Annotated in this window: 16 protein-coding genes, 1 rRNA gene and 1 pseudogene; 12 read left to right on the top strand and 6 right to left on the bottom strand. The window is 58.4% G+C overall.

The features are described from left to right. The first annotated feature begins 262 nt into the window (after nucleotides 1-262). Nucleotides 263-700: a helix-turn-helix domain-containing protein gene (locus tag LGM71_RS27230; protein ID WP_226117550.1), complete on the top strand. Its 438-nt coding sequence runs from the start codon at nucleotides 263-265 to the stop codon at nucleotides 698-700. 131 nt (nucleotides 701-831) lie between these two features. On the opposite strand, the gene yidC is transcribed toward LGM71_RS27230, so the two are convergent. From yidC to rpmH, 4 genes are all read right to left on the bottom strand, one after another. Beyond that, nucleotides 832-2,490: a membrane protein insertase YidC gene (gene yidC, locus LGM71_RS27225; RefSeq protein WP_226117549.1), complete on the bottom strand. Its 1,659-nt coding sequence runs from the start codon at nucleotides 2,488-2,490 to the stop codon at nucleotides 832-834. Nucleotides 2,491-2,498: 8 nt separating this feature from the next. Next, a complete protein-coding gene (gene yidD / locus LGM71_RS27220) occupies nucleotides 2,499-2,765 on the bottom strand; it encodes a membrane protein insertion efficiency factor YidD (RefSeq protein ID WP_006489939.1) in 267 nt (88 codons plus the stop codon). A 75-nt stretch (nucleotides 2,766-2,840) separates the two neighbouring features. Next, nucleotides 2,841-3,302: a ribonuclease P protein component gene (rnpA, locus tag LGM71_RS27215; protein ID WP_031401531.1), complete on the bottom strand. Its 462-nt coding sequence runs from the start codon at nucleotides 3,300-3,302 to the stop codon at nucleotides 2,841-2,843. Nucleotides 3,303-3,317: 15 nt separating this feature from the next. Beyond that, a complete protein-coding gene (gene rpmH / locus LGM71_RS27210) occupies nucleotides 3,318-3,452 on the bottom strand; it encodes a 50S ribosomal protein L34 (RefSeq protein ID WP_004198824.1) in 135 nt (44 codons plus the stop codon). Between the two features lie 421 nt (nucleotides 3,453-3,873). On the opposite strand from rpmH, the gene dnaA reads away from it, so the two are divergent. From dnaA to LGM71_RS27160, 10 genes and pseudogenes are all read left to right on the top strand, one after another. Further along, nucleotides 3,874-5,448, top strand: a complete 1,575-nt coding sequence (gene dnaA, locus LGM71_RS27205; protein ID WP_226117547.1) for a chromosomal replication initiator protein DnaA — start codon at nucleotides 3,874-3,876, stop codon at nucleotides 5,446-5,448. A 170-nt stretch (nucleotides 5,449-5,618) separates the two neighbouring features. Then, a complete protein-coding gene (gene dnaN, locus LGM71_RS27200) occupies nucleotides 5,619-6,725 on the top strand; it encodes a DNA polymerase III subunit beta (protein WP_059605245.1) in 1,107 nt (368 codons plus the stop codon). A 193-nt stretch (nucleotides 6,726-6,918) separates the two neighbouring features. Continuing rightward, nucleotides 6,919-9,393: a DNA topoisomerase (ATP-hydrolyzing) subunit B gene (gene gyrB, locus LGM71_RS27195; protein WP_124627102.1), complete on the top strand. Its 2,475-nt coding sequence runs from the start codon at nucleotides 6,919-6,921 to the stop codon at nucleotides 9,391-9,393. 500 nt (nucleotides 9,394-9,893) lie between these two features. Next, nucleotides 9,894-12,602: a sigma-70 family RNA polymerase sigma factor gene (locus tag LGM71_RS27190; RefSeq protein WP_226117545.1), complete on the top strand. Its 2,709-nt coding sequence runs from the start codon at nucleotides 9,894-9,896 to the stop codon at nucleotides 12,600-12,602. Then, a pseudogene (locus tag LGM71_RS27185) lies at nucleotides 12,599-12,982 on the top strand (ATP-binding protein); the annotation flags it as partial. The gene LGM71_RS27190 and the pseudogene LGM71_RS27185, both read left to right, overlap by 4 nt. A gap of 117 nt (nucleotides 12,983-13,099) precedes the next feature. Further along, entirely contained in the window at nucleotides 13,100-14,089 is a 990-nt protein-coding gene (locus tag LGM71_RS27180) for an ATP-binding protein (RefSeq protein WP_226117758.1), read from the top strand. 23 nt (nucleotides 14,090-14,112) lie between these two features. Further along, on the top strand, nucleotides 14,113-16,986 hold the full coding sequence (locus LGM71_RS27175; RefSeq protein ID WP_226117543.1) for a Z1 domain-containing protein: 2,874 nt from the start codon (nucleotides 14,113-14,115) through the stop codon (nucleotides 16,984-16,986). Continuing rightward, complete coding sequence (locus tag LGM71_RS27170) at nucleotides 16,970-17,974, top strand: PD-(D/E)XK motif protein (RefSeq protein WP_226117534.1); 1,005 nt, start codon at nucleotides 16,970-16,972, stop codon at nucleotides 17,972-17,974. Before LGM71_RS27175 ends, LGM71_RS27170 begins: the two co-directional genes overlap by 17 nt. Beyond that, nucleotides 17,975-19,750 carry an AIPR family protein gene (locus LGM71_RS27165; RefSeq protein ID WP_226117533.1) on the top strand — a complete coding sequence of 592 codons (1,776 nt, stop codon included), beginning with the start codon at nucleotides 17,975-17,977 and terminating at the stop codon, nucleotides 19,748-19,750. Between the two features lie 162 nt (nucleotides 19,751-19,912). Then, the gene (locus LGM71_RS27160; protein ID WP_226117531.1) at nucleotides 19,913-20,413 is read left to right on the top strand and encodes a very short patch repair endonuclease; all 501 of its coding nucleotides are present in this window, start codon (nucleotides 19,913-19,915) and stop codon (nucleotides 20,411-20,413) included. On the opposite strand, the gene LGM71_RS27155 is transcribed toward LGM71_RS27160, so the two are convergent. Then, nucleotides 20,374-21,939 (bottom strand): DNA cytosine methyltransferase, encoded by a 1,566-nt coding sequence (locus tag LGM71_RS27155; protein ID WP_226117529.1) that lies wholly within the window; start codon nucleotides 21,937-21,939, stop codon nucleotides 20,374-20,376. The two genes, LGM71_RS27160 and LGM71_RS27155, sit on opposite strands and share 40 nt — an antisense overlap. A gap of 388 nt (nucleotides 21,940-22,327) precedes the next feature. On the opposite strand from LGM71_RS27155, the gene LGM71_RS27150 reads away from it, so the two are divergent. Then, the gene (locus LGM71_RS27150) at nucleotides 22,328-22,549 is read left to right on the top strand and encodes a SymE family type I addiction module toxin (protein ID WP_226117527.1); all 222 of its coding nucleotides are present in this window, start codon (nucleotides 22,328-22,330) and stop codon (nucleotides 22,547-22,549) included. A 169-nt stretch (nucleotides 22,550-22,718) separates the two neighbouring features. Here the strand turns inward: LGM71_RS27150 and rrf are convergent. Then, a 5S ribosomal RNA gene (gene rrf, locus LGM71_RS27145) occupies nucleotides 22,719-22,819 on the bottom strand; the annotation flags it as partial.

The raw sequence follows: 22,819 nt of genomic DNA, 5'->3' as shown, positions 1-22,819 counted from the left end.
CGCCGGCATTGTAGCGTGCCGGCCCGCACGCCACCGGACGCCGCGTCGGTTTCGGAATCGCCCGAATTTATCCCGACGGAGCTAAGGCGTGTATCAATTCCACGCCGACACGTACTGTCCCTTTCAGACGAGTATGCCTGTCCGATTGACCGGGCTCCCGATTCCTCGATACGCTCCGCAGCAAGTTCGGATTCGTCTAAATGAGCTATGTTTAGCCTGCGCGGTTGTCTGATAGGCGTCGGTGGAATTGCACAATCACCCCATGCCGACACCCGAAGAAAAATCAGCGTTTTCGGAACGCCTGAAATTCGCCTTGAGGCGCAGCCCGGAGAAGGTCACCGGCGCGACCGAACTCGCGAACCGGTTCAATCTGCGTCACCACGGTGCGCAACCGGTTTCACCGCAAACCGCGCACAAATGGCTGACCGGTCGGACGATTCCGACGCCGGACAAACTCGAAACGCTCGCCGACTGGTTGCGCGTCGAACTGCATTGGCTGCATTACGGCCCATCGCCGAGCGTGACCGAACATCTGACGCCACAACCGCTGCCGCGCGACGAGCGCTATCCGCCAACGCCCGAGACGATCGAACTCGCGTCGAAGATCGAGGCGCTACCGCCGCATCAACGTTACCTCGTTCAGGAACTGATCGAGCAGTTCTACGGCAGCGACGCGAAAACCGAAGCGAAGAAAGCCTGAACGGCAGCGGTGGGACTCCGCACACGCCGCCGCGCCGCCATCCGCCGGAAACAAAAAAGCCGCATGGATAAAACCATGCGGCTTTTTTGCGCGCATCGCGGGCGGCTGGCCGCCCGCGTGTGCGACATGCGTCAGGCCTTCTTGCCGCCGCCGAGCTTGCGCGTGATGTAGTACTGCTGCGCGATCGACAGCACGTTGTTCACGACGTAGTACAGCACCAGACCGGCCGGGAAGAAGAAGAACATCACCGAGAACGCGATCGGCATGAACTTCATCATCTTCGCCTGGACCGGGTCCGGCGGCGTCGGGTTCAGGCTCGTCTGCACGAACATCGAGACGGCCATCAGCACCGGCAGGATGAAGAACGGATCGCGCTGCGACAGGTCGTGAATCCACAGAATCCACGGCGCACCGCGCATTTCGACCGAGGCGAGCAGCACCCAGTAGAGCGAGATGAACACCGGGATCTGGATCACGACCGGCAGGCAGCCGCCGAACGGATTGACCTTCTCGGTCTTGTACAGCTCCATCAGCGCGGCATTCATCTTCTGCGGATCGCTCTTGAAGCGTTCGCGCAGCGCCTGCATGCGCGGCGTGATTTCCTTCATGCGCGCCATCGACTTGTAGCTCGCAGCCGACAGCGGGAAGAACACGGCCTTGATCAGGACCGTCAGCAGCACGATCGCCCAGCCCCAGTTGCCGACGACGCCGTGGATCTTCTCGAGCAGCCAGAACAGCGGCTTCGCGATGATCGTCACCCAGCCGTAGTCCTTCACGAGTTCCAGGCCCGGCGCGATGCCTTCGAGCATGCGCTCTTCTTCCGGACCGGCGAACAGGCGTGCCTGCACGTCGGCCGACTGGCCCGGTGCGATCGCGGCCACCAGCTGCTTCACGCCCACGCGGTACAGCGTCGGATCGATCTTTTCAGCGTAGATGTCGCGCTTCGCGCCCTGCTGCGGAATCCAGGCCGACGCGAAGTAGTGCTGCACCATCGCGACCCAGCCGTTGTCGGCGGAGTTCACGAAGTCGGCCTTGTTCTTGTCGAGGTCGCTGAAGTTGATCTTCTGGAAGTGCTTCGCGTCCGTGTAGACCGCCGGCCCGAGGAACGTGTGCGAGAACATCGGCGTTTCGACGGCCGTGTTGTCGCGCACCAGTTCCATGTAGACCGTCGGCGTGACCGGTGCCGTGCCGACGTTGTCGATCTTGGTGTCGACGCCGATCACGTAGCTGCCGCGCGTGAACGTGTAGGTCTTCACGACCTTCACGCCGCCCTTCACCGGCGATTCGAACGACAGCTTCAGCGTGTTCTGGTCGCCCGTCAGCGACGTCGGGCCCGCATTGACCTGCGTGTAGACGTCGTTGTGGTTCGGGAAGTCGCCGCCGAGCAGGCCCGTGCGTGCGAGATACGTGTGGCCGGCCGTGTGGTCGAACAGCGTGATGTACAGGTCGGGCTGCTTGCCGTCGCCCTGCTTCTTCAGCGTCAGCTTCGCGAGCGTGCCGCCACGCGTGTCGATTTCGCCGTCATACACGTCGGTCGAGAACTTCACGAGCTGCGCCTGCGCGGCCGGCGCCGTCGTCGACGGTGCGGTGCCCGCCGCGGCGGCCGGTGCGTCACCTGCGGTCGTCGTCGCGCCCGTGCCCGAAGCGCCGCCTGCCGCGGCCGCGGGGGCCGTCTGCGTGGCGCTCGGGAAGAACATCGACGGGCGTCCATGGTCGCGCTGCCAGTTGTCGTACAGCATGACAGCTGACATGAAGAAGATCACCCATAGGACGGTGCGTTTGATATCCATGCGTTGTCTCAGAGTCGATGGGACCGCGCGTCGGCTTCGCCGCGAGCGCGAGTGTCGGAGTTGGGCGGCGGGACGAGGTCGATGCCGCCCGCGGAAAACGGATGGCATCGGCACACGCGCCTGACGGCGAGATACGTGCCGCGCGCGGCGCCATGATACTGGATTGCCTCGCGCGCGTAATCCGAACAGGAAGGATAAAAACGGCAACGGTTGCCGAGCATCGGGCTCACGGCAACCTTGTAGAAGCGCAGCAAGGCGATCAATACCGTTTTCATACCTTGGGCGGCGCCATTCGACGCCGCGTCAAAACCGGCCGGGCGGGCGCGAACGCCGCACCGCGAACGGATGCGTCACTCGGACGCGGGCTTCGACGCACGGCGCGCGATCTCCCGAACCGCCCTGTCGAGCAGCTCACGGATTTCGGCCGCGCACATCGCCGCGAGCGGGGCGGAAGCCGCGCTCGGCAGCGCTTTCTTGTCGAAGCGCGTGTGCTGCCGCAGCAGCAGGTCGTAACCGGCGAATTCGGCGCGGCGCAGGCGAAACGCGTCGCGCGCCAGCCGCTTCACGAGGTTACGCGTGACTGCACGCGGCGCATACTTCTTGCCGATGACGAGCCCCAGGCGGGCAGGCTGGCCGGTCGGCTTGCCGTAAATCACGAAGTGCGCGGAACGCCGCCAGGGGCGCAAACGAAAAACGGATGAAAATTCATCCGTTTTCAGAAGTCGCGCAGCTTTCGGGAAGGCGGCTTTCGTCTGCGACGGATTCGCACCCGGCTCGACGGCACCTTCCGCAGGACTGCGGACGGCGGACACAGCGCGCAACCTGCCTTAGATGGCGAGGCGCTTGCGGCCCTTCGCGCGGCGAGCGTTGATGACCTTGCGGCCACCTGCCGTCTTCATGCGGACACGGAAGCCATGGGTGCGCTTGCGGCGCGTCACGGACGGTTGGTAAGTACGTTTCATGATGTTCTCACTTGTTCGAGAATGTCGAAATTCAGGGGACCGCGTGCCCTTAACCGGAGGCATTCGGGCGAACGCAATCGCCGGGAATACAGGATTGGTTTTCGCGGAACCCGCTATTTAAACCGTTTTTCTCTTGACGGTCAATACTTTAGGAGTCGCTCGCCTGTGCCGAGCCACTCCGATCCGGCCCCGCGACCCACAATCGCAGCCTGTGGATAAGTCCCGCTGTGGCCGCGTTTGGCGTTAGAATCTCGCCTTATCTCCAAGAATCCCGCACGCCGCTTCGGCCCGCGCCTGCCCCTCCAAGACTGTGACGCAGGCGTCCGAGGCACGCTCGCACGACCGCTTCGGGCCTTGTTGCGCAACCGCGACAAGGGCGCCGGCGAGCCGCGCTGTGCACGCAAAAAACGACAGCTACTTGATGAACGATTTCTGGCAACACTGTTCCGCACTGCTGGAGCGCGAGCTGACGCCCCAGCAGTACGTGACGTGGATCAAACCCTTGGCCCCGGTGGCCTTCGATGCGTCGGCGAACACGCTGTCCATCGCCGCGCCGAACCGCTTCAAGCTGGACTGGGTCAAGAGCCAGTTTTCGGGCCGGATCTCCGATCTGGCCCGTGAATTCTGGAACACGCCGATCGAAGTCCAGTTCGTCCTCGATCCGAAGGCCGGCATGCGCAGCGCCCCCGCAGGCGGCGCGACGGCCGCCCCGCGTGCACCACTGGCCCCGACCGGCCCCGCCGCGACGGTCGCCGCGATCGCCGCCAACCTGAGCGCGAATGCCGCCGCCGCCCCGAGCGCGCCGGCCGACGTGCCGATGATGCCGTCGGCCGCCGCGCACCACCTGAGCGCCGACGACGCCGACATCGACCTGCCGAGCCTGCCCGCGCACGAAGCCGCCGCCGGCCGCCGCACGTGGCGCCCGGGCCCCGGTGCCGCACCCGCGAACGGCGGCGAAGCCGATTCGATGTACGAACGTTCGAAGCTGAACCCCGTGCTCACGTTCGACAACTTCGTGACCGGTAAGGCCAACCAGCTCGCGCGCGCCGCCGCGATCCAGGTCGCGGACAACCCCGGCATCTCGTACAACCCGCTGTTCCTTTACGGCGGCGTCGGCCTCGGCAAGACCCACCTGATCCACGCGATCGGCAACCAGCTGCTGCTCGACAAGGCCGGCGCGCGGATCCGCTACATCCATGCCGAGCAATACGTGTCGGACGTGGTGAAGGCGTATCAGCGCAAGGCATTCGACGACTTCAAGCGCTACTACCACTCGCTCGACCTGCTGCTGATCGACGATATCCAGTTCTTCTCCGGCAAGTCGCGCACGCAAGAGGAATTCTTCTACGCGTTCGAGGCGCTCGTCGCGAACAAGGCGCAGGTGATCATCACCAGCGACACGTATCCGAAGGAGATCTCGGGCATCGACGATCGCCTGATCTCGCGCTTCGACTCGGGCCTCACCGTCGCGATCGAGCCGCCCGAGCTGGAAATGCGCGTCGCGATCCTGATGCGCAAGGCGCAGTCGGAAGGCGTGAACCTGTCGGAAGACGTCGCGTTCTTCGTCGCGAAGCACCTGCGCTCGAACGTGCGCGAGCTCGAAGGCGCGCTGCGCAAGATCCTCGCGTATTCGAAGTTCCACGGCCGCGAGATCTCGATCGAGCTGACCAAGGAAGCGCTGAAGGACCTGCTGACCGTGCAGAACCGGCAGATTTCGGTCGAGAACATCCAGAAGACCGTCGCCGACTTCTACAACATCAAGGTCGCCGACATGTACTCGAAGAAGCGCCCCGCGAACATCGCGCGGCCGCGGCAGATCGCGATGTATCTGGCGAAGGAACTGACCCAGAAAAGCCTGCCGGAGATCGGCGAGCTGTTCGGCGGGCGTGACCACACCACCGTGCTGCACGCCGTGCGCAAGATCGCGGACGAGCGCAGCAAGGACGCGCAGCTCAACCACGAGCTGCACGTGCTGGAACAGACGCTGAAGGGCTGAGCGCGCGCACCGCGCTTGATAATTCGGCCTCCGCCCCAATTTAAGGGGGGCGGTTCGGTTTTGAGGCACAATACTGGTTTGACCGCCCCGGTGGTGGCGGGCCAAGAGCCCGGCCGGCGGGGCGCTGCGTGGCTGCTGCGCTGCAGGCCGTTACTCAACGAAGGAACTCTATGCAACTGGTCAAGACCGAACGAGACACACTCCTCAGGCCGCTGCAAACGGTCAGCGGCATCGTCGAACGCCGCCATACGTTGCCGATCCTCGCCAACCTGCTGATCACCAAGAACGGCCCGGACGTTTCATTCCTGTCGACCGACCTGGAGCTGCAGATCACCACGCGCGCCGATTTCGGCGTCGGCGGCGACCAGGTGGCCACCACCGTCGCGGCCCGCAAGCTGCTCGACATCCTGCGCGCGATGCCTGACGGCCAGGTCACGCTGTCGCTCGCCGACAAGCGCCTCACCGTTCAGTCCGGCAAGAGCCGCTTCGCACTGCAGACGCTCGCGGCCGACGAGTTCCCGACCGTCGCGCAGGCAAAGGATTTCGGCGCGACCCTGACCGTCCCGCAGAAGTCGTTCCGCCAGTTGCTCGGCATGGTGCACTTCGCGATGGCGCAGCAGGACATCCGCTACTACCTGAACGGCATGCTGCTCGTCGTCGACGGCGACCAGCTGATGGCCGTGGCCACCGACGGCCACCGCCTCGCGTTCTCGTCGATGAAGATCGAAGGCGGCACGTTCGGCCGCCAGGAAGTCATCGTGCCGCGCAAGACGATTCTCGAGCTGCAGCGCCTGCTCGAGGACATCGACGACACCGTCACCATCGACATCGCGCAGACCCAGGCCAAGTTCACGTTCGGCCAGGTCGAGCTCGTGTCGAAACTCGTCGAGGGCAAGTTCCCCGACTTCCAGCGCGTGATCCCGAAGGCGCACAAGAACACGTTCGAGATCGGCCGTGAAGAGCTGCAGCGCTCGCTGCAACGCGCGGCGATCCTGACCTCGGACAAGTTCAAGGGCGTGCGCTGCATCATCGCGCCGGGCCAGCTGAAGATCATGTCGACCAACGCCGATCAGGAAGAGGCGCAGGAAGAACTCGAAATCGCCTACCAGGGCGATACCGTCGACATCGGCTTCAATGTCACGTATCTGCTCGACGTGCTCGCGAACCTGAAGGTCGACACCGTGCAGGTGAGCCTCGGCGACGCCAGCTCGAGCGCGCTGATTACCGTGCCCGAGAACGACGAATTCAAGTATGTCGTGATGCCGATGCGCATCTGACGCGCTCGACATCAAGATACACACCAGGGGGCGGCAAGCCCCTTTGGCGTTTTTATGGCGAACCGACAACCCGTCCCTTTGGCGCCTTTTCGGCGCTTCGGGCGGGCCAGGAAACTGGAGCGGCCCGGCGATTTCTCTCGCTGAAACGCACCGCGCCGCCACGAGAGTGGCCTCGCAGAACCGGAAGATATCCATGAGTGAACAGCACAATTCGCAACCCGATAACAGCAGCTACGGCGCCTCGTCGATCCAGATCCTCGAAGGTCTGGAAGCGGTGCGCAAGCGCCCCGGGATGTACATCGGCGACACGTCGGACGGCACCGGTCTGCACCACCTCGTGTTCGAGGTGCTCGACAACTCGATCGACGAAGCGCTGGCCGGGTACTGCAACGACATCCACGTGACGATTCACGCCGACAACTCGATTTCCGTGACCGACAACGGCCGCGGGATTCCGACCGACGTGAAGATGAACGACAAGCATGAGCCGAAGCGCAGTGCTGCGGAAATCGTGATGACCGAGCTGCATGCCGGGGGCAAGTTCGACCAGAACAGCTACAAGGTTTCCGGTGGTCTGCACGGCGTGGGTGTGTCGTGCGTGAACGCGCTGTCGAGCTGGCTGCGCCTCACCGTGCGCCGCAACGGCAAGAAGCATTTCATGGAGTTCCATCGCGGCATCGCGCAGGATCGTGTGCTGGAGAAGGTGGACGGCGTGGAAGTGTCGCCGATGCTCGTGACCGGTGACACCGAGAACCGCGGCACCGAAGTGCACTTCATGGCCGATCCGACCATTTTCGGCACGGTCGAGTATCACTACGACATCCTCGCGAAGCGGATGCGCGAGCTCTCGTTCCTGAACAACGGTGTGCGGATTCGCCTCACCGATCTTCGTTCGGGCAAGGAAGACGATTTCGCGTTCGCCGGCGGCGTGAAGGGCTTCGTCGAGTACATCAACAAGACGAAGACCAACCTGCACCCGACGGTTTTCTTCGCCAACGGCGAGAAGGATGGCGTGGGCGTCGAAGTCGCGATGCAGTGGAACGACAGCTACAACGAGAACGTGCTGTGCTTCACGAACAACATTCCGCAGCGCGACGGCGGCACGCACCTGACCGGCCTGCGGGCCGCGATGACGCGCGTCATCAACAAGTACATCACCGACAACGAAATCGCGAAGAAGGCGAAGGTCGAGACGACCGGCGACGACATGCGCGAAGGGCTGTCGTGCGTGCTTTCCGTGAAGGTGCCGGAGCCGAAGTTCAGCTCGCAGACGAAGGACAAGCTGGTTTCTTCCGAGGTTCGCGCGCCGGTTGAAGAAGTTGTGGCGAAGGCGCTCGAAGAATTCCTGCTGGAAACGCCGATCGACGCGAAGATCATCTGCGGGAAGATCGTTGAGGCTGCTCGTGCGCGCGATGCTGCGCGGAAGGCGCGTGAAATGACACGACGCAAGGGCGTGCTCGACGGCGTCGGTCTGCCCGGCAAGCTCGCGGACTGCCAGGAGAAAGACCCGGCGAAGTGCGAAATCTACATCGTCGAGGGTGACTCGGCAGGCGGCTCGGCCAAGCAAGGTCGTGACCGGAAGTTCCAGGCGATCCTGCCGCTGCGCGGCAAGGTGCTGAACGTCGAGAAGGCGCGATACGACAAGCTGCTGTCGTCGGAACAGATCGTCACGCTCGTGACCGCGCTCGGCTGCGGGATCGGCAAGGACGATTACAACCTCGACAAGCTGCGCTATCACCGCATCATCATCATGACCGACGCGGACGTCGACGGTGCGCACATCCGGACGCTGCTGCTCACGTTCCTGTATCGCCAGATGCCGGACATGATCGAGCGCGGGTATGTGTATATCGCGCAGCCGCCGCTTTACAAGATCAAGGCGGGCAAGGACGAGCGGTATCTGAAGGATGACGTGGAGCTGAACGCGCATATGCTGCGGTTGGCGCTGCAAGGGTCGGAGCTGGTGCCGGGTGAAAATGCGGCTGCGATTTCCGGCGATGCGCTTGGGGAGCTGGCGCGGTCGTATCTGCTGTCGCAGAGCGTCATTGACCGGTTGAGCCGGTTGTATGACCCAGCCGCGCTGGAAGCAGTCATGGATGGCGTGGTGATCGACCTCTCCAACGAGGCTTCGACCGAGGCTTCGGCGAAGGCTTTGCACGCTGCGTTGCATGACGAAGCGCTGAAGAATGAAGTGCGGGTTGTGCCTGCGTATGACGCGGTTCGCGAACAGCGGTCGCTGCATGTCGAACGTACTCATCACGGGAATGTGCGGGTTTCGGTCATCGACCAGGAATTCCAGCACACGGCGGATTATCAGCAGCTCGTGACGACCGCGAATACGTTCAAGGGGCTTATTGGCGAAGGGGCAGTCATCAAGCGCGGTGAGCGCAGCATGGCCGTGGCGGACTTCAAGAGCGCGATGAAGTGGCTGCTGGCGGATGCTGAACGCAACGTTTCGAAGCAGCGGTATAAGGGGCTCGGGGAGATGAACCCCGAGCAGCTGTGGGAAACGACGATGGATCCGGCAGTGCGGCGACTGCTGCGCGTGCAGATCGAAGACGCGATTGCGGCGGATGGGATCTTTACTACCCTCATGGGGGATGATGTCGAACCGCGCCGGGCGTTTATCGAGTCGAATGCGTTGCGGGCGGGGAATATTGACGTTTGATGCAATCGGAAACGACGCATCGCGAAAGTTAGAGAAACTGAAAAATGGCGCGGTAATTCGTAAGCACGGACCGCGCCACTGGTTTCAAGCCCAACCAGCCAAACCCTTGTAGCTTCGAAAGGAGTTGCAAGGGTTTTTTTATATAGCGCTCTCGTCGTATACCGCTAAAGTGTCATATTCGAAAAGCTCGATGGACTCAATTTCCTGCAATTGCAATCAATTCGATAGATCGTGATGTCACAGAGTGTCTGACGACCACTAGGAACCGCGCTCGTGACCGACACTTCGACAAGCAATGCTTTTGCTTCGCTTACAATGTCGAATTTGGGGTCTGGGCTCGAAAGTGACCGACGTACCAAAGTCGAATCCATGTTCCAGCAGCAGGCCGTCGCAGTAAGCATGATCTCAGATCGTCAGAGAGCGATGAACGAACAAAGCTTGGGGAATTCGCACGGAAAATCGCTCCGATCGCGTGCGCACATATTGGAGCGGAGCGGGTCATGACCAAGCCCGCACAGGACGCCGTACGGCCAATTGGACGGTTGTTCAAGATTGCCGTATCGGCAGGCATCGAATCGGCTGTGAAATTGCACATCGGTCGAGGCGACAACCTTGAGTGTCGTGACGAGAAAGGCCTCACTCCGCTAATGATCGCCGCGTCGCGCAACCGGGCAGGTGTTTGCAGATTGCTGATAGCCGCCGGTGCCGATGTATTTGCAACCGACCACGCTGGCCGGAATGCACTTGCTATCGCCAGAGAATTTGATGCCTCATCCGCCGCTGAGATCATTGCTGCGACGCTCGACCACTTGGCGTCCAAGGAGAAGCAGGCGGCAAAGGTTTCAACTACCGTAGACGACATCGACCCGTCAGCAATCGCCCTTCGAAACTTGACCACTGGTCACGTTCCGGACCCTCACGCGAATGCGGAAGGTATGGCTACTGGCTCGTCGCCTGAACAGAAACACCACAAATACCCTGACAACACCGAAAGTTCAGCTGCAGAGCACTTTGAAGACACCTCGCTACAGAACAATGTAGTCCCAGAGGAGCAGAGCAAAACGCCAAATCTGAGGGCGGAGGATCACCCACCAGCCATCGAACTGACGTTCGGTGATTGGGAAGCCGTTGTAATGACAGAGCCCCCTCAGGAAGATATCAAGGTGGTCACGGCAGAGGCTGAACGACAGCGGCATATCGACAGCCATATGCCAATCGATCACAGCGCTGGCTGGGATGACTTCGAGGCCTTTTTGCCGGAGCTTGCGAGTCCGCAAGCTCGAGTCGGTGACCACGAATTTCATCAATCGTTACGAAAGCTGCTGCTGCGAGCACTGCGCGAGGGTAGCGTACCTCGATTGGCCATCGAGGACGCATTATTCATGCGAGAGGATGGCGAAGATCATAGCCACCGCGTCCAAGCAACGCTCGAACTTATCCTTGACGATCTTGGCGCAGATATTGACGAACGCCTCGAATTCTCATCGGAAATCCCTTGCGATAACTTTGAAGTCTTTGTCGACCCCGTGGAAACCGCCGCCGAAGAAGCCGAAGTCGACGGTGCCATCCTGCATTTCGAGGAATTACTGTCTGATGGCAATGATCCGCTTCGCATGTACTATCGCGCGATTGCCAAGCATTCGCTTCTAACAGCCGAGCAAGAAATCGAACTCGCTCGAAAGATGGAAGAGGCCGCCTCCAATGCTCTCGACGCCTTGGCAATCTGGCCACTTGGCCTGAAGCATTTTTTCAGCGAGATCAGTAAAGCAAATACAGGCGTATCCAGTTTGTCATCCATCGTAGTGTTGGCAAGCAGCAACGCTGACGCGACCGATTCAAACGCCGATAGCGATGGAAGCTTCGATATCGAATCAGATTTCGACATCGACCAAGGTGACGACGGCGCGCTAACGAGTCTTGAAGGAACAACACCTGTTATCGACGACGTACTTGAAGTCTTCTCCAATATTCGGGCGCTCGTTACGGAGTCCTCACGTAGAGAGGTTGCCGAGGAGATTCGGTCCGAACTCGGGAGGATACGATTCAGGCGCCCCTTCCTGATCGGCCTAGACAAAGTGGCACTTGTCGACCGTCACCCTTCTGCCTCTGCCTATCGAAGTTCCATCGCGCAGCTAGTCCACTGTCGCAACCAAATGGCACAAGCCAACGTACGCTTGGTCATGGACTTGGCTCGTCGCAGGCGACATTCCGGGCTCTCGTTAGAAGATCTCATCCAAGAAGGAAACCTTGGCCTGCTCAAGGCAATTGACCGCTTTGATTGGCGCCGAGGGCTCCGATTTTCGACAATGGCGACGTGGTGGATCAAGCAACAGCTCGGTCGCGGGATATGCGACACCGCCCTAACAATCCGACTTCCAGTACACGTCCACGAAAAAGTGTCTCGTAGTAGTTGGGAAATAGAAAGGCAAGAACGCATGCACGGAAAATCTGCCTCGCTGGCCGAAAAAGCGGCCATCTGCAACATGCCACTCGATAAGTACGAGCTGGTTGCGCGCGCACTTTCAGACCCATTGTCGATTGTTGACGCGAAACAGGAAGGCTGGTTCAAGTCCGAAGATGTCGATGAACCGTTTACCAGTCTTGCTGCATCCGAAGAGGCACGATTGGTTGATAACTTGTTAGCCAAACTGAAACCGAATGAGGCCGAGGTACTACGCTTGCGCTTCGGTATTCAAGTCAACGAGCATAAAACTCTAGAGCAGGTCGGAGAGATCTTCGGAGTGACGCGCGAGCGTATTCGTCAGATTGAAGCGAAGGCGATGCGCAAGCTTTTGTCCGCCCCCTACTACGATCCGATCGCGAAGGCTCTCGGTCGAGCACCACTGCGGCATCAGACGGCACCTGCCGAAGAGGACATCTCAATCGGAGACGATACTACCCGAACAAACACTACATCAGCTCATTCAAGCCTATCTGAAACACAAGAGAGCAGCGATGTATCATGTCCAGTCGCTGTGACATCAGCACCGATCTCCAACTCAGCCCCCAATACGGCACCTAAATCTCTGCAGAGACTGATCGATCTGGCTCACGAGCTTGGCGTATCAGTTACACGAGATCCGTCCGGATCAGGTACGGATTTCGTATTCGGTGAGATCGAACAACAGAACATCAAGGCTCGCAAGCTAATCCGGGATTTGATTGGAATGGGCTACACCTGGCAACCTGGGAAAGGCTATCGACAATGACCAGTATACGAAACGCGCCGCCACGAGCAGGCGCCATGCTAGAAGCCTTACGGGGCATGGGTTATTCCACGGGCGCCGCAATTGCAGACATCGTTGACAACAGTGTTGCTGCAGGAGCTACCTGCGTAGACATTGAGTTCTTGTGGAACGGTACCGCCAGTCGCGTGGCCATACTCGATGACGGTCGCGGAATGGACGACGCTGAACTTGAGAGCGCAATGACACTTGGGGACAAAAGTCCTCTCGACTCGCGAGATCCTGACGACCTCGGGCGGTTTGGTATGGGACTCAAGACAGCTTCTTTCTCACAGTGCCGCAGGCTGACCGTCGCAAGTGCAAAGAATGGCTCCCACACTTGTCTTAGGTGGGACCTCGATGAACTCGCACTAAAGCCCGAAATCGGATGGGCCTTGCTAGAAGGGCCTGCTCCAGGATCCGATGCATTCATTGCGAAAATACTCGATCGTTCTCACGGTTGCCTAGTCCTCTGGGAGACGATGGACCGGATCGTAACGAAGGCGTTTTCGCCGGATCACTTTCTTGATCTGCTTGACGAAGTCGAGCAGCACTTGGCCATGGTCTTTCACCGACTCATCGAGGGAGTACACCCAAAGCTACGACTGACAATCAACTCGCGCCCGATCATCGCTTGGGATCCGTTCATGTCCGGGCATTCTGCGAAGCCATGGGAATCGCCAGTCGCTAAAATGCAGACAGACGCAGGCGTGATCACTGTGCAATGCCACGTACTGCCTCACAAGGATAGGCTCGGGCCCGACGAGTTCGAACGCGACGGCGGCCCCGCAGGCTGGAGCGCGCAGCAGGGATTCTATGTGTATAGAAACGAACGACTTCTTGCTGCTGGGGGCTGGCTAGGACTCGGGCAAGGCCGAGCTTGGAATCGAGAGGAAGCCTATCGTTTGGCGCGTATACGGCTGGATATACCCAATACTGCTGATGCAGCTTGGAAGATTGATATCCGAAAATCAACAGCGCGGCCGCCTGTGTCATTGCGACCTTGGCTCACCAAGCTCGCAGAGGATACGCGAGAAAGAGCACGACGAGTTTTTGCCTTCCGGGCGGCCCCGCAAACTCGGTCTGGCTCTCCATCGATCGACCTTGCCTGGAGAGCCGAGCACACCAAGGCCGGCGTGAAATACCGCATCGATGAGAAGCACCCCGCGGTCGCTGCCGTACTTGACACATGTGACGAGAATTTGGAACTCGTGCGAGCAATGCTTCGTGTAATCGAAGAGACAGTACCTGTCCAACGCATCTGGCTCGACACGGCCGAGGCAAAAGACACCCCTCGCAGCGGCTTTTCCGGTGAATCCAGCGCAGAGGTGCTAAGTGTCTTGTCCGTTTTATTCAGAGACATGGTCCTCCGAAAGAACATGAGTGAGGAGCTCGCTCGAGCGGCTTTGGCTACTACCGAACCCTTCCAAGAATACGCATCTCTAGTCGCGACCTTGCAACTTCAAAACTGAAAGAACGTGCCGACAACGGGGAAATGATGAGCACTTCCGAATCCATTCAGACAAAGATAATCTCGATCGCTCAGATCCTGCTGCGCGACGCGCCGGAAGAAACAACGCGATCGCCCAGCGCAATTGCCGAAAACGTGCGAATAGCGTCCACGATGATGAAGGCTTCGCCCGGCGACTATGACGAAGGAGCTGCGGTCGCCGAACTCATCCGCCGGTTCAGCCACTGGGTACCCAACGACTCGGCGTTGACCGATCCGACCGGCCACGAGGACTGGTTCCAGCCATCAATGAAGAAAGACTGGCGTTACTGGCAGCGCCTGCAGCGTTACCTGGAGCGCTCCCTCGCGGTGAATGTCGTCGAGGCACTCGACCGCTCAACTGATGGAATCATTGCGCAACTGGAAGATCCCAAGCGAGACGCACCATGGGATCGCCGAGGATTGGTCGTGGGTCATGTTCAATCCGGCAAGACCAGTAGCTATTCGGCCCTCATCTGTAAGGCGGCGGATGCAGGCTACAAAATCATCGTTGTCCTCGCAGGCATGCACAACAACCTGCGATCCCAAACACAGATGCGTCTTGAGGAAGCGTTCTTAGGGTATGAGACCGCGCCGAATCGCGACCCAGGTAACCCTATCGGCGTCTTCTTTGAAGACCGGGACCCGAATATTCATCCAAATTGCGCCACTTCGCGCGATGAGAAGGGAGACTTTAACGGGGCAGCAGCAAGGAAATTTTCCGTCTCCCCGGAACAGCGGCCTTGGCTATTCGTTGTCAAGAAGAACAAGTCGGTGCTTGAGAAGTTGCTCAAATGGATGCGTAGCAACCATGTCGCAAATGCAACCGACCCGAAAACTGGGCGACGAGTTTCGACAAATCTCCCATTGCTCGTAATCGACGACGAAGCTGATAACGCTTCTATCGATACGGGGGAGCAAGAGTTCGACGAGAACGGTACTCCGGATCCGGAGCATGAACCGAAAGCGATCAATAGCCTCATCCGACAGATACTTGATACCTTCGCTAAATCCGCATACGTCGGATATACGGCCACACCGTTCGCTAACGTATTCATCCACCGCCGAGGTAAAACGAACGACGAAGGCGAGGATCTCTTTCCTCGCTCGTTCATTCGTAACCTAGCTGCGCCATCGAATTACGTGGGACCTACCCGCGTTTTCGGTATAACTGGCCCCGATGGCATGCGAACTGGAGGACTTCCATTGGTACATGAGTTCGATGATCATGCGGATACCGATGGCGGCGGATGGATGCCTAGAAAACACAATAAAGACCATATACCAATGCATGGTGGCCAAGACACCTTGCCACCATCACTGCGCGAGGCGATCTACTCATTCCTGCTCGCATGTGCCGCTCGCGCTTGTCGTGGCCAGAAGACAAAGCATTGTTCGATGCTGGTCCATGTTACCCGACTCACGCTCGTGCAAAATCAGGTTCGACGGCAAATTGATGAATTTGTAAAACGAATCTCACAGCGCCTGGCGCGCAAAATCGATGCTGACGGACTTCTTGCTGAGCTTCATGATCTCTGGGAATCCGACTTCGTTTCAACCCATGACTCGATCCAAGAAGCACTGACGGATGGCGATCGACCAGCGGCACTACCCTCGTGGGATGAAATCGCCTCAGCTCTTCCTGATGCCGCCACCGATATTGTCGTCAAAACGATTAATGGCTCTGCCAAGGATGCGCTTGACTATGTCGAAAAGGAAACCACCGGCCTAAAGGTAATTGCCATTGGAGGAGACAAACTCGCACGCGGTCTGACGCTGGAAGGTCTAACGACCAGTTACTTCGTTCGAACGACGAAAATGTACGATACGCTAATGCAGATGGGCCGCTGGTTCGGATATCGGCCGGGCTATCTCGATCTTTGCCGACTATATACAACCAGCGATTTGATTCAGAGCTTTGGCTTGATCGCCGATGCGGCCGAGGAGCTGCGTCAGGAGTTTGACGCAATGGTAGCCGTGGGCGCCACTCCGGACAAATATGGTCTCAAGGTAGCATCGCATCCCAGCCTGCTAGTAACGTCGCCGATGAAAATGAGAACTGCACAGACAGTGCGGCTCTCATACAGTGGGTCTCTCACGCAAACCATTGCATTCCCTGCAAGCCCGGAATCACTGCAGGGCAACCTCGATGCAGCCGACCGCCTTATCGCGAGTATGGGATCCCCCACTGAATCGAAGCTAAAGCAAGAGCGCCCAGACAAGCTTGATGATTGGTCAAACTCCTTGTTATGGAGAGACGTCTCCTCTGACAAGATCAAGGCATTCCTGCGGGCTTATTCGACGGCGCCAGGCATTGAGCGCGCGAATGGAGCAGTAATGGCGGAATTTGTCGACGAGATGAACAAGAAGTGCGAGCTGAATCTCTGGACAGTAGCCCTCGTTGCCGAGGGCAAAGACAACGAAGGGGTTGGGCCGTCTCACACCTTTGCTAAACGCTTCACAGTGACAGCCATGCCGACACGCTCAAAAAAGGGGAATGCCAAAGGTTATTCGATTGGCGTGCTGACCGAATCACACGATGAAGGAATCGACGTTGGAATTGATGAGTGGAACGCTGCTCTCGACGCTACCATCGATGCTTGGAAGAGAGACGGAAGCAAGGGGCGACCTGAACCGTTGCGCCCGAGTGGACGCTCGCTACGTGATCTTCGAGCTGCCAATCGACATGGTGCAAACCATCGCGGGCTGCTGCTGCTTTACCCGCTTTCACCGGTCAGTCGCGAAGGGCAGAACATAAATGGATGGGACAAACCGATCTTGGGATTTGCAGCGAGCTTCCCCTCAAGTGACCAGGAGGTGTCAGTCGAATACAAGGTCGACCACCTGCTGTGGGAGGAGCAATATGGCTCCGCCGAGTAATCAGCTTACGCTCGCGTGGAGTTCACTAGCGGTATCTGACGACACTACCGACGGTTGGCGCAGCATCGAGATATCACCAACTGGGTCCGTATTGGTCCGAGCCGGTCGCCGCTTCCCCATTGGAACCGAGGCGATCCTTGTGCAGTTTTCCACGTCCTCGCTGCCGGTGACAGTCAAGCTGCCGGAAGGCGGTGGCTTCCTCGTCGAACGCACGTCGTTTATCGACGATGTCACCTGGATTGCTCTGACGCGGCGTGAGGCCGCCAGTCCAGAGTTGTTTGCAGCCATGGCAACCGATATAGCAACAGCCCTTTCCGCTTGTCCAGCTTCCGACGAAGCCAAGTCACTCGCGACGCTTCTGGGCAGGGTGCGTGCGTGGCAGGAATTCATGCGCAGAGGTGGTGAACCCCTATCCGCCGAAGCCGAACTTGGCCTCTTTGGCGAACTGTCGCTATTGCGTGCGATGTTTGATGAGGGCGTCGACCCTACCATGGCTTGCGACGCATGGCGCGGCCCGCTTGGTGGTCTGCGCGATTTCGAGCTCGGCACTGGCGCTGTCGAAGTCAAAAGCACGCTATCGTCAACAGGGTTTCGCGCACGGGTGGGGAGCCTTGAGCAACTGGACGATACCGAGCGCCAACCGCTCTTCGTTGCAGCCGTAAGACTTCGCCAGACGCAAAGTGGTCGAACTCTGCCAGAGGCAGTAGAGACGGCGCGAGATATCATTGCAGGAGATTCCGTTGCCGAACGATTGCTGTCGGAGCGGATCATTGCATCCGGTTACCGCGACGAGCACGCCGATAGCTATGTGCGTAAATTCGAAGTTGCCGAAACTCGAGTCCTGCTCGTTGGACCAGGATTTCCGCGCTTGACACCACATTTAATGCCTGACGGCGTGGTGCGCGCTTCATATGAAATCGACATCGACAAAGCGAGCGCGGAGGTGTTTGACTTACACCGTGCGCTTGTAGAAATGAAGGGAATCTGAATGGAACTTATCGACTTCCTGCACGAAACACAATCTGAAGTGCGTGCTCAAATCGAGGGCGATCAGCCATTTCCGGAGAGCGCCTTCACCGAAATCGTGATGCAGCACATGGCCGATATCGGAATGACGGACGAACCGCAATCGACGCACTTTTCCCGAAAGGTTGGCAACGCGAATGTGCGTCTGAGCGGCTACTCGATTTCCGACGAACAGGAACAGCTCGATCTGTTCGTGAGTCTTTATGAGGGAGTCGACGAAATCACGTCTGTCCCGGACTCGGAAACCAAGACAGCTGTAGAGCAATGCCTCAGATTCCTCCAGCTCTGCGCCGAAGGTAAGCTCGCCAGTAGGCTTGATCAATCAGACGAGATTCGTATTCTGGCCGAGTTGATTCGGGGCCTTTATGATGAGCTGGAGCAGATCCGTATCTACGTCCTGACAGATCGAGTCGCAAGAACTCTGCAGTTCAAGCCGCGAGAAATCGGCGGCAAAACCGTGCACCTAGAAGTCATGGATATTGCACGGTTGCATCGTCACTGGTCCGAAGGCAAACCGCGCGATGAACTGATCGTCGACTTCAACGACGTTTGCGGCAGTCCACTACCATGCGTCTTCGTACCCGGAAACGGCGAGGACTACGATTATGCCTTGACCGCTGTACCCGGAGAAGCACTGCGTCTCCTCTATGAAAAGTATGGGGCACGACTTCTCGAGGCCAACGTACGTTCATTCCTCAGCGTAAAGGCAAAGGGTGTCAATGCCGGCATTCAGAATACACTGAGGACAACACCGAGTCGGTTCATGGCATACAACAATGGGATTGTCGTTGTTGCCGACGAAATGAGAGTTGGCGACGCGGGCGGCGGCGCCGCTGGCATTGCTTGGCTCAAAGGCCTCCAAGTAGTCAACGGCGGTCAGACTACCGCCTCGATCTATTTTGCCAAACGCAAGTACCCCGACACGGATCTTTCCCGTGTGCGAGTCCCGGCAAAAATCATTGTCATGAAAACGCAAGACGCCGTGAAAGAGGAAGCACTGGTCGCGGACATCTCTCGATTCGCGAACAGTCAGAACGCAGTAAAGCAATCCGACCTGTCTGCAAACAAGCCATTCCATGTCCAGGTCGAACGCCTATCGCTGAGCGTTTATTGCCCTGACGGTCGTAGTCGATGGTTCTATGAACGAGCCGCTGGCAGTTACAGCACCATGCTAGTTCGCGAGGGAACAACTGCCGCAAAACTGCGGGATCTCAAAGAGACAATGCCGCCGGCACGGCGCATTACGAAAACCGATTTGGCCAAATACCTAAACGCATGGGACAAGCGACCGGACATCGTAAGCCGCGGCTCACAGAAGAACTTCGAACAGTTCATGGCCAGTTTGTCTGGGGCAGAAGGGTCCGAAACACCTTTGCCGGATGTCCCCGAATACAAGCAAATGATTGCAAAGGCGAAGCTGTTCAGGGACACGCAGAAGATGATGCGATCGATGTTTCCTGCATTTCAGGCGAATATTGCAGCTTATACGTTCTCGTTATTGGCCGATCGACTTGGCGACCGCATTGATCTTGATCGCGTTTGGGCGGCACAGGGGGGGTCGAAGCAGTTGATGGATCAGATCGCTCGCTGGGCACGCGAGGTTGACGAAGTTCTGAACCGTACGGCGAGTGGCAAAATGGTTTCGGAGTGGGCAAAAAGACCTGAGTGTAAAGACGCTGTTTTCTCCGCGACCTACTCGACGCCCGACGAGTCGATTCCGGAACTCAAGCGAAGTTAATCGGTAACTCATGCTAGGCCTGAACAGCGGGACGAGAGAGTCCTGCTGGCCGAAGCAAAATAATGTTGAACAGACTGTGAAGCTGATGTTCCAGAATGTCGCCCGAATAGCGCATCTGTCGGCAAAGGCTTCTTCGATATGCGCCACTCAAGGAGCAATCGCATGATCGACGTTGTCAGTCCGACGAAACGCAGTCAGATGATGTCGGGGATACGAGGGAGAAACACCAAGCCTGAGCTGGTGGTTCGTCAAATGCTGCATGCCGCCGGTTTCCGTTACCGACTTCATCGAAGAGATTTGCCAGGCACCCCCGATCTTGTGCTCCCCAAACATCGTACAGCGATCCTGGTTCATGGCTGCTTCTGGCACGTTCACAGGGGATGCAGATTTGCCACCACCCCTGCCTCGAACAGCGAATTCTGGCACGAGAAGCTCACAAGGAATCGAGAGAGAGACCGTCGACAGCTTGAGGCCTTGCAGGCCCTCGGATGGCGCGTACTGGTTGTTTGGGAATGTTCAACGAGAACTGGTGAACTCCGAGATCATCTTCAACAGGAATTGATCCGATGGCTTAACAGTAACGAGGAGTTCGGGGAACTTCCCGTTACCCCAACTGATCCTCTTCAAAGCTCGGCAAAGAGATCCCGTGCCAGCCGCTGCTGAACAGCAGCTCGCTTGGGCAGTTGCAAGAAGCTTGCGACTGATTCGCCCAGTTGCTTCGCCAGAAACGGCGGTACCGCATTGCCGACCTGGTGATACTGCTGCGTACGGGTTCCTTCGAAAAAGTAATTGTCCGGGAACGTCTGAAGGCGTGCCGCCTCGCGGACGGTAAGACTGCGACACTGCGACGGATCGTGATGAATGTAGTAGTGCCCGTCTTTGGAAATATGCGACACGATCGTGGTTGATGGTGCACCGGAAATCTGCACCCTGAATCGATCGTCAAACGGCACATTCTCATCATCCACGTTGCGATGATTCGGCAACAGTCCGGGAGGAAACATGTTCAGCTTGGGAGAGTACTGATATTCCTTTGCATAACACGAAGCAAACAGGTATCGATGCAAGTCGGAAACCATGTGGCCACGTGACTCGTGCTGGCAAACACCACCGATGCGGCCATCGTGTATCCATGAAGCAAGGTTATCCGCAAGCCCCCGCGGTGCCCGCATGTCCCGTGGGATGAATCGCCCACCAACGCTGCTGAGGCGTTGAGCCTGATTAGCCGCGTCCGTCATCAGACTTTCGATGTTTGTACGGACAGGCGATCTCCAGCCTTTGAGACCGGACTTTGCAGTCTTGAGCGCGCGAATCCAGGCTTCGGCAGAGTCTGCCTCCTTCGACAGTTTGCTGCGCAACTTGGGGAGGCCAGCGAGTGTATCGCGCACACTCACGCGATCCTGACGACGGTCGAGCAAGTCGTGAGTCTGACCTGCCCGATCGGAGCGAACACCCAGCAGAATCACACGATGGCGCATCTGAGGAACGCCAAAATCCTCCGCCCTGATGATGTATTCCTCGGGAGCCAATCCGCCCGGACGCGACGCAGTCACGAATGAACGAATATCGTAATGAACTCCAGGAGCAGGCTCGGAAAGATCATCGTAAATACGTTCAAAGATGCGTTGACCATTGTGCGTGGACGTGAGCATTCCTTTCACGTTTTCCATTACGAAAACTGCCGGCTGAAAGTCGCGAATGATCCGCAGATACTCTCTGTAAAGGAAGTGTTTGGGATCGCTTTCGAACTCCGGATCAACGTTGCGACGGCGTGATCTGCCCGCGAGCGAATATGCCTGACACGGCGGGCCACCTATGAGCACCCAGTCGTCGTGTCCATTAATCGCTCTTCTAATAAGCGAGTCAATCTCCGCCTCCGGGGTCACGCCCAATTCGAGACAATGTGCTTCTTGCGTAGCTAAGTCCAGTGCATGCGCAACAGCTCGATCGTTGAAGAGGGTCGCTCGATCGATGTCGCCTCGAACATAGTCGTAGTACACATCCGGAATTTCTTCGCGCGCCAAAGCACGATACAACGCCCGCAGCATCAGCGTCTGATGAGCTACGGCGTCTTTTTCGATCGATACCTGAATGTCGAACACGCGCTTCCCGTCGGCATCGCGCACGGCGGAAAAGCCCTCACCCAGACCTCCTGGGCCGGCGAACAGGTCTACAACGGGAATGGTCATTTTGCTTGCTGAAAGTGAGTCCTGAAACGTGCCGAAACTTTACCAGGTACGGGTCGAACAGTCTCCTGTTTGTTGACGCTTGGCACCAGTCAGGAGAATACGAGGAGACGCTCGTCGACACAGAGCCATTGTCTGACAACCCCGCCGCATCCGGCTCTATGCCGTTCGGCTATTCCGAGCGCCCCCTACGTTTTTGAAGCACAAGATCCTGTAGACTCAATACGCAGCACCGCAAAAAGCGCGGGCCGCATGGGCTGCCACCCATACGACCCGCTGACCACAACCAACTCGCAACAGGAGTCGGAAATGGCTAACGCCAATCATAAGTCACGCCCCGTCTTAACGGAACGCTTCGTCACTATTCAAGAGTCAGCGCGCCATTCATTCCTTGTCTAGGGTTCTCCGTGCCATCAGAGAGCACCGGAGGCTCAACACGACGTATTTCCCGTGGATCAAAATAGCGGGAGTATGGCTTGAGGACGCGGGATTCGAGGCTGGAGAACGCGTCCGGATTACCGTCGAGGACAAGCGACTCATCATCACGCCGATGGTGGGCGTCGCAAGTCACTATCCGTCGGGAAGCTCGGTACCCGATGCTCCATACCGTTAGTAACTGTGACAAACGACGATTGTTCTGAAACTGCAGCGGGCCGGTCACTCAGGTCCTCTGCCGCATAGGCTTTCAGGACGTGCTGCAACCCCTGCCGGGCACCGCGCACATTTCCGCCGCACCAATGCAAAAACCCCCGCCTTTCGGGCGGGGGTTTCTGGCTTAGGGAGCCTGACGATTACCTACTTTCACACGGGAATCCGCACTATCATCGGCGTAGAGTCGTTTCACGGTCCTGTTCGGGATGGGAAGGGGTGGGACCGACTCGCT

This window comes from Burkholderia sp. AU33545 (assembly GCF_020419685.1).
Taxonomy (GTDB): Bacteria; Pseudomonadota; Gammaproteobacteria; order Burkholderiales; family Burkholderiaceae; genus Burkholderia; species Burkholderia diffusa.
Note: the sequence above shows the minus strand (reverse complement) of the source record. Positions and strands in the feature narration are given on the sequence as shown.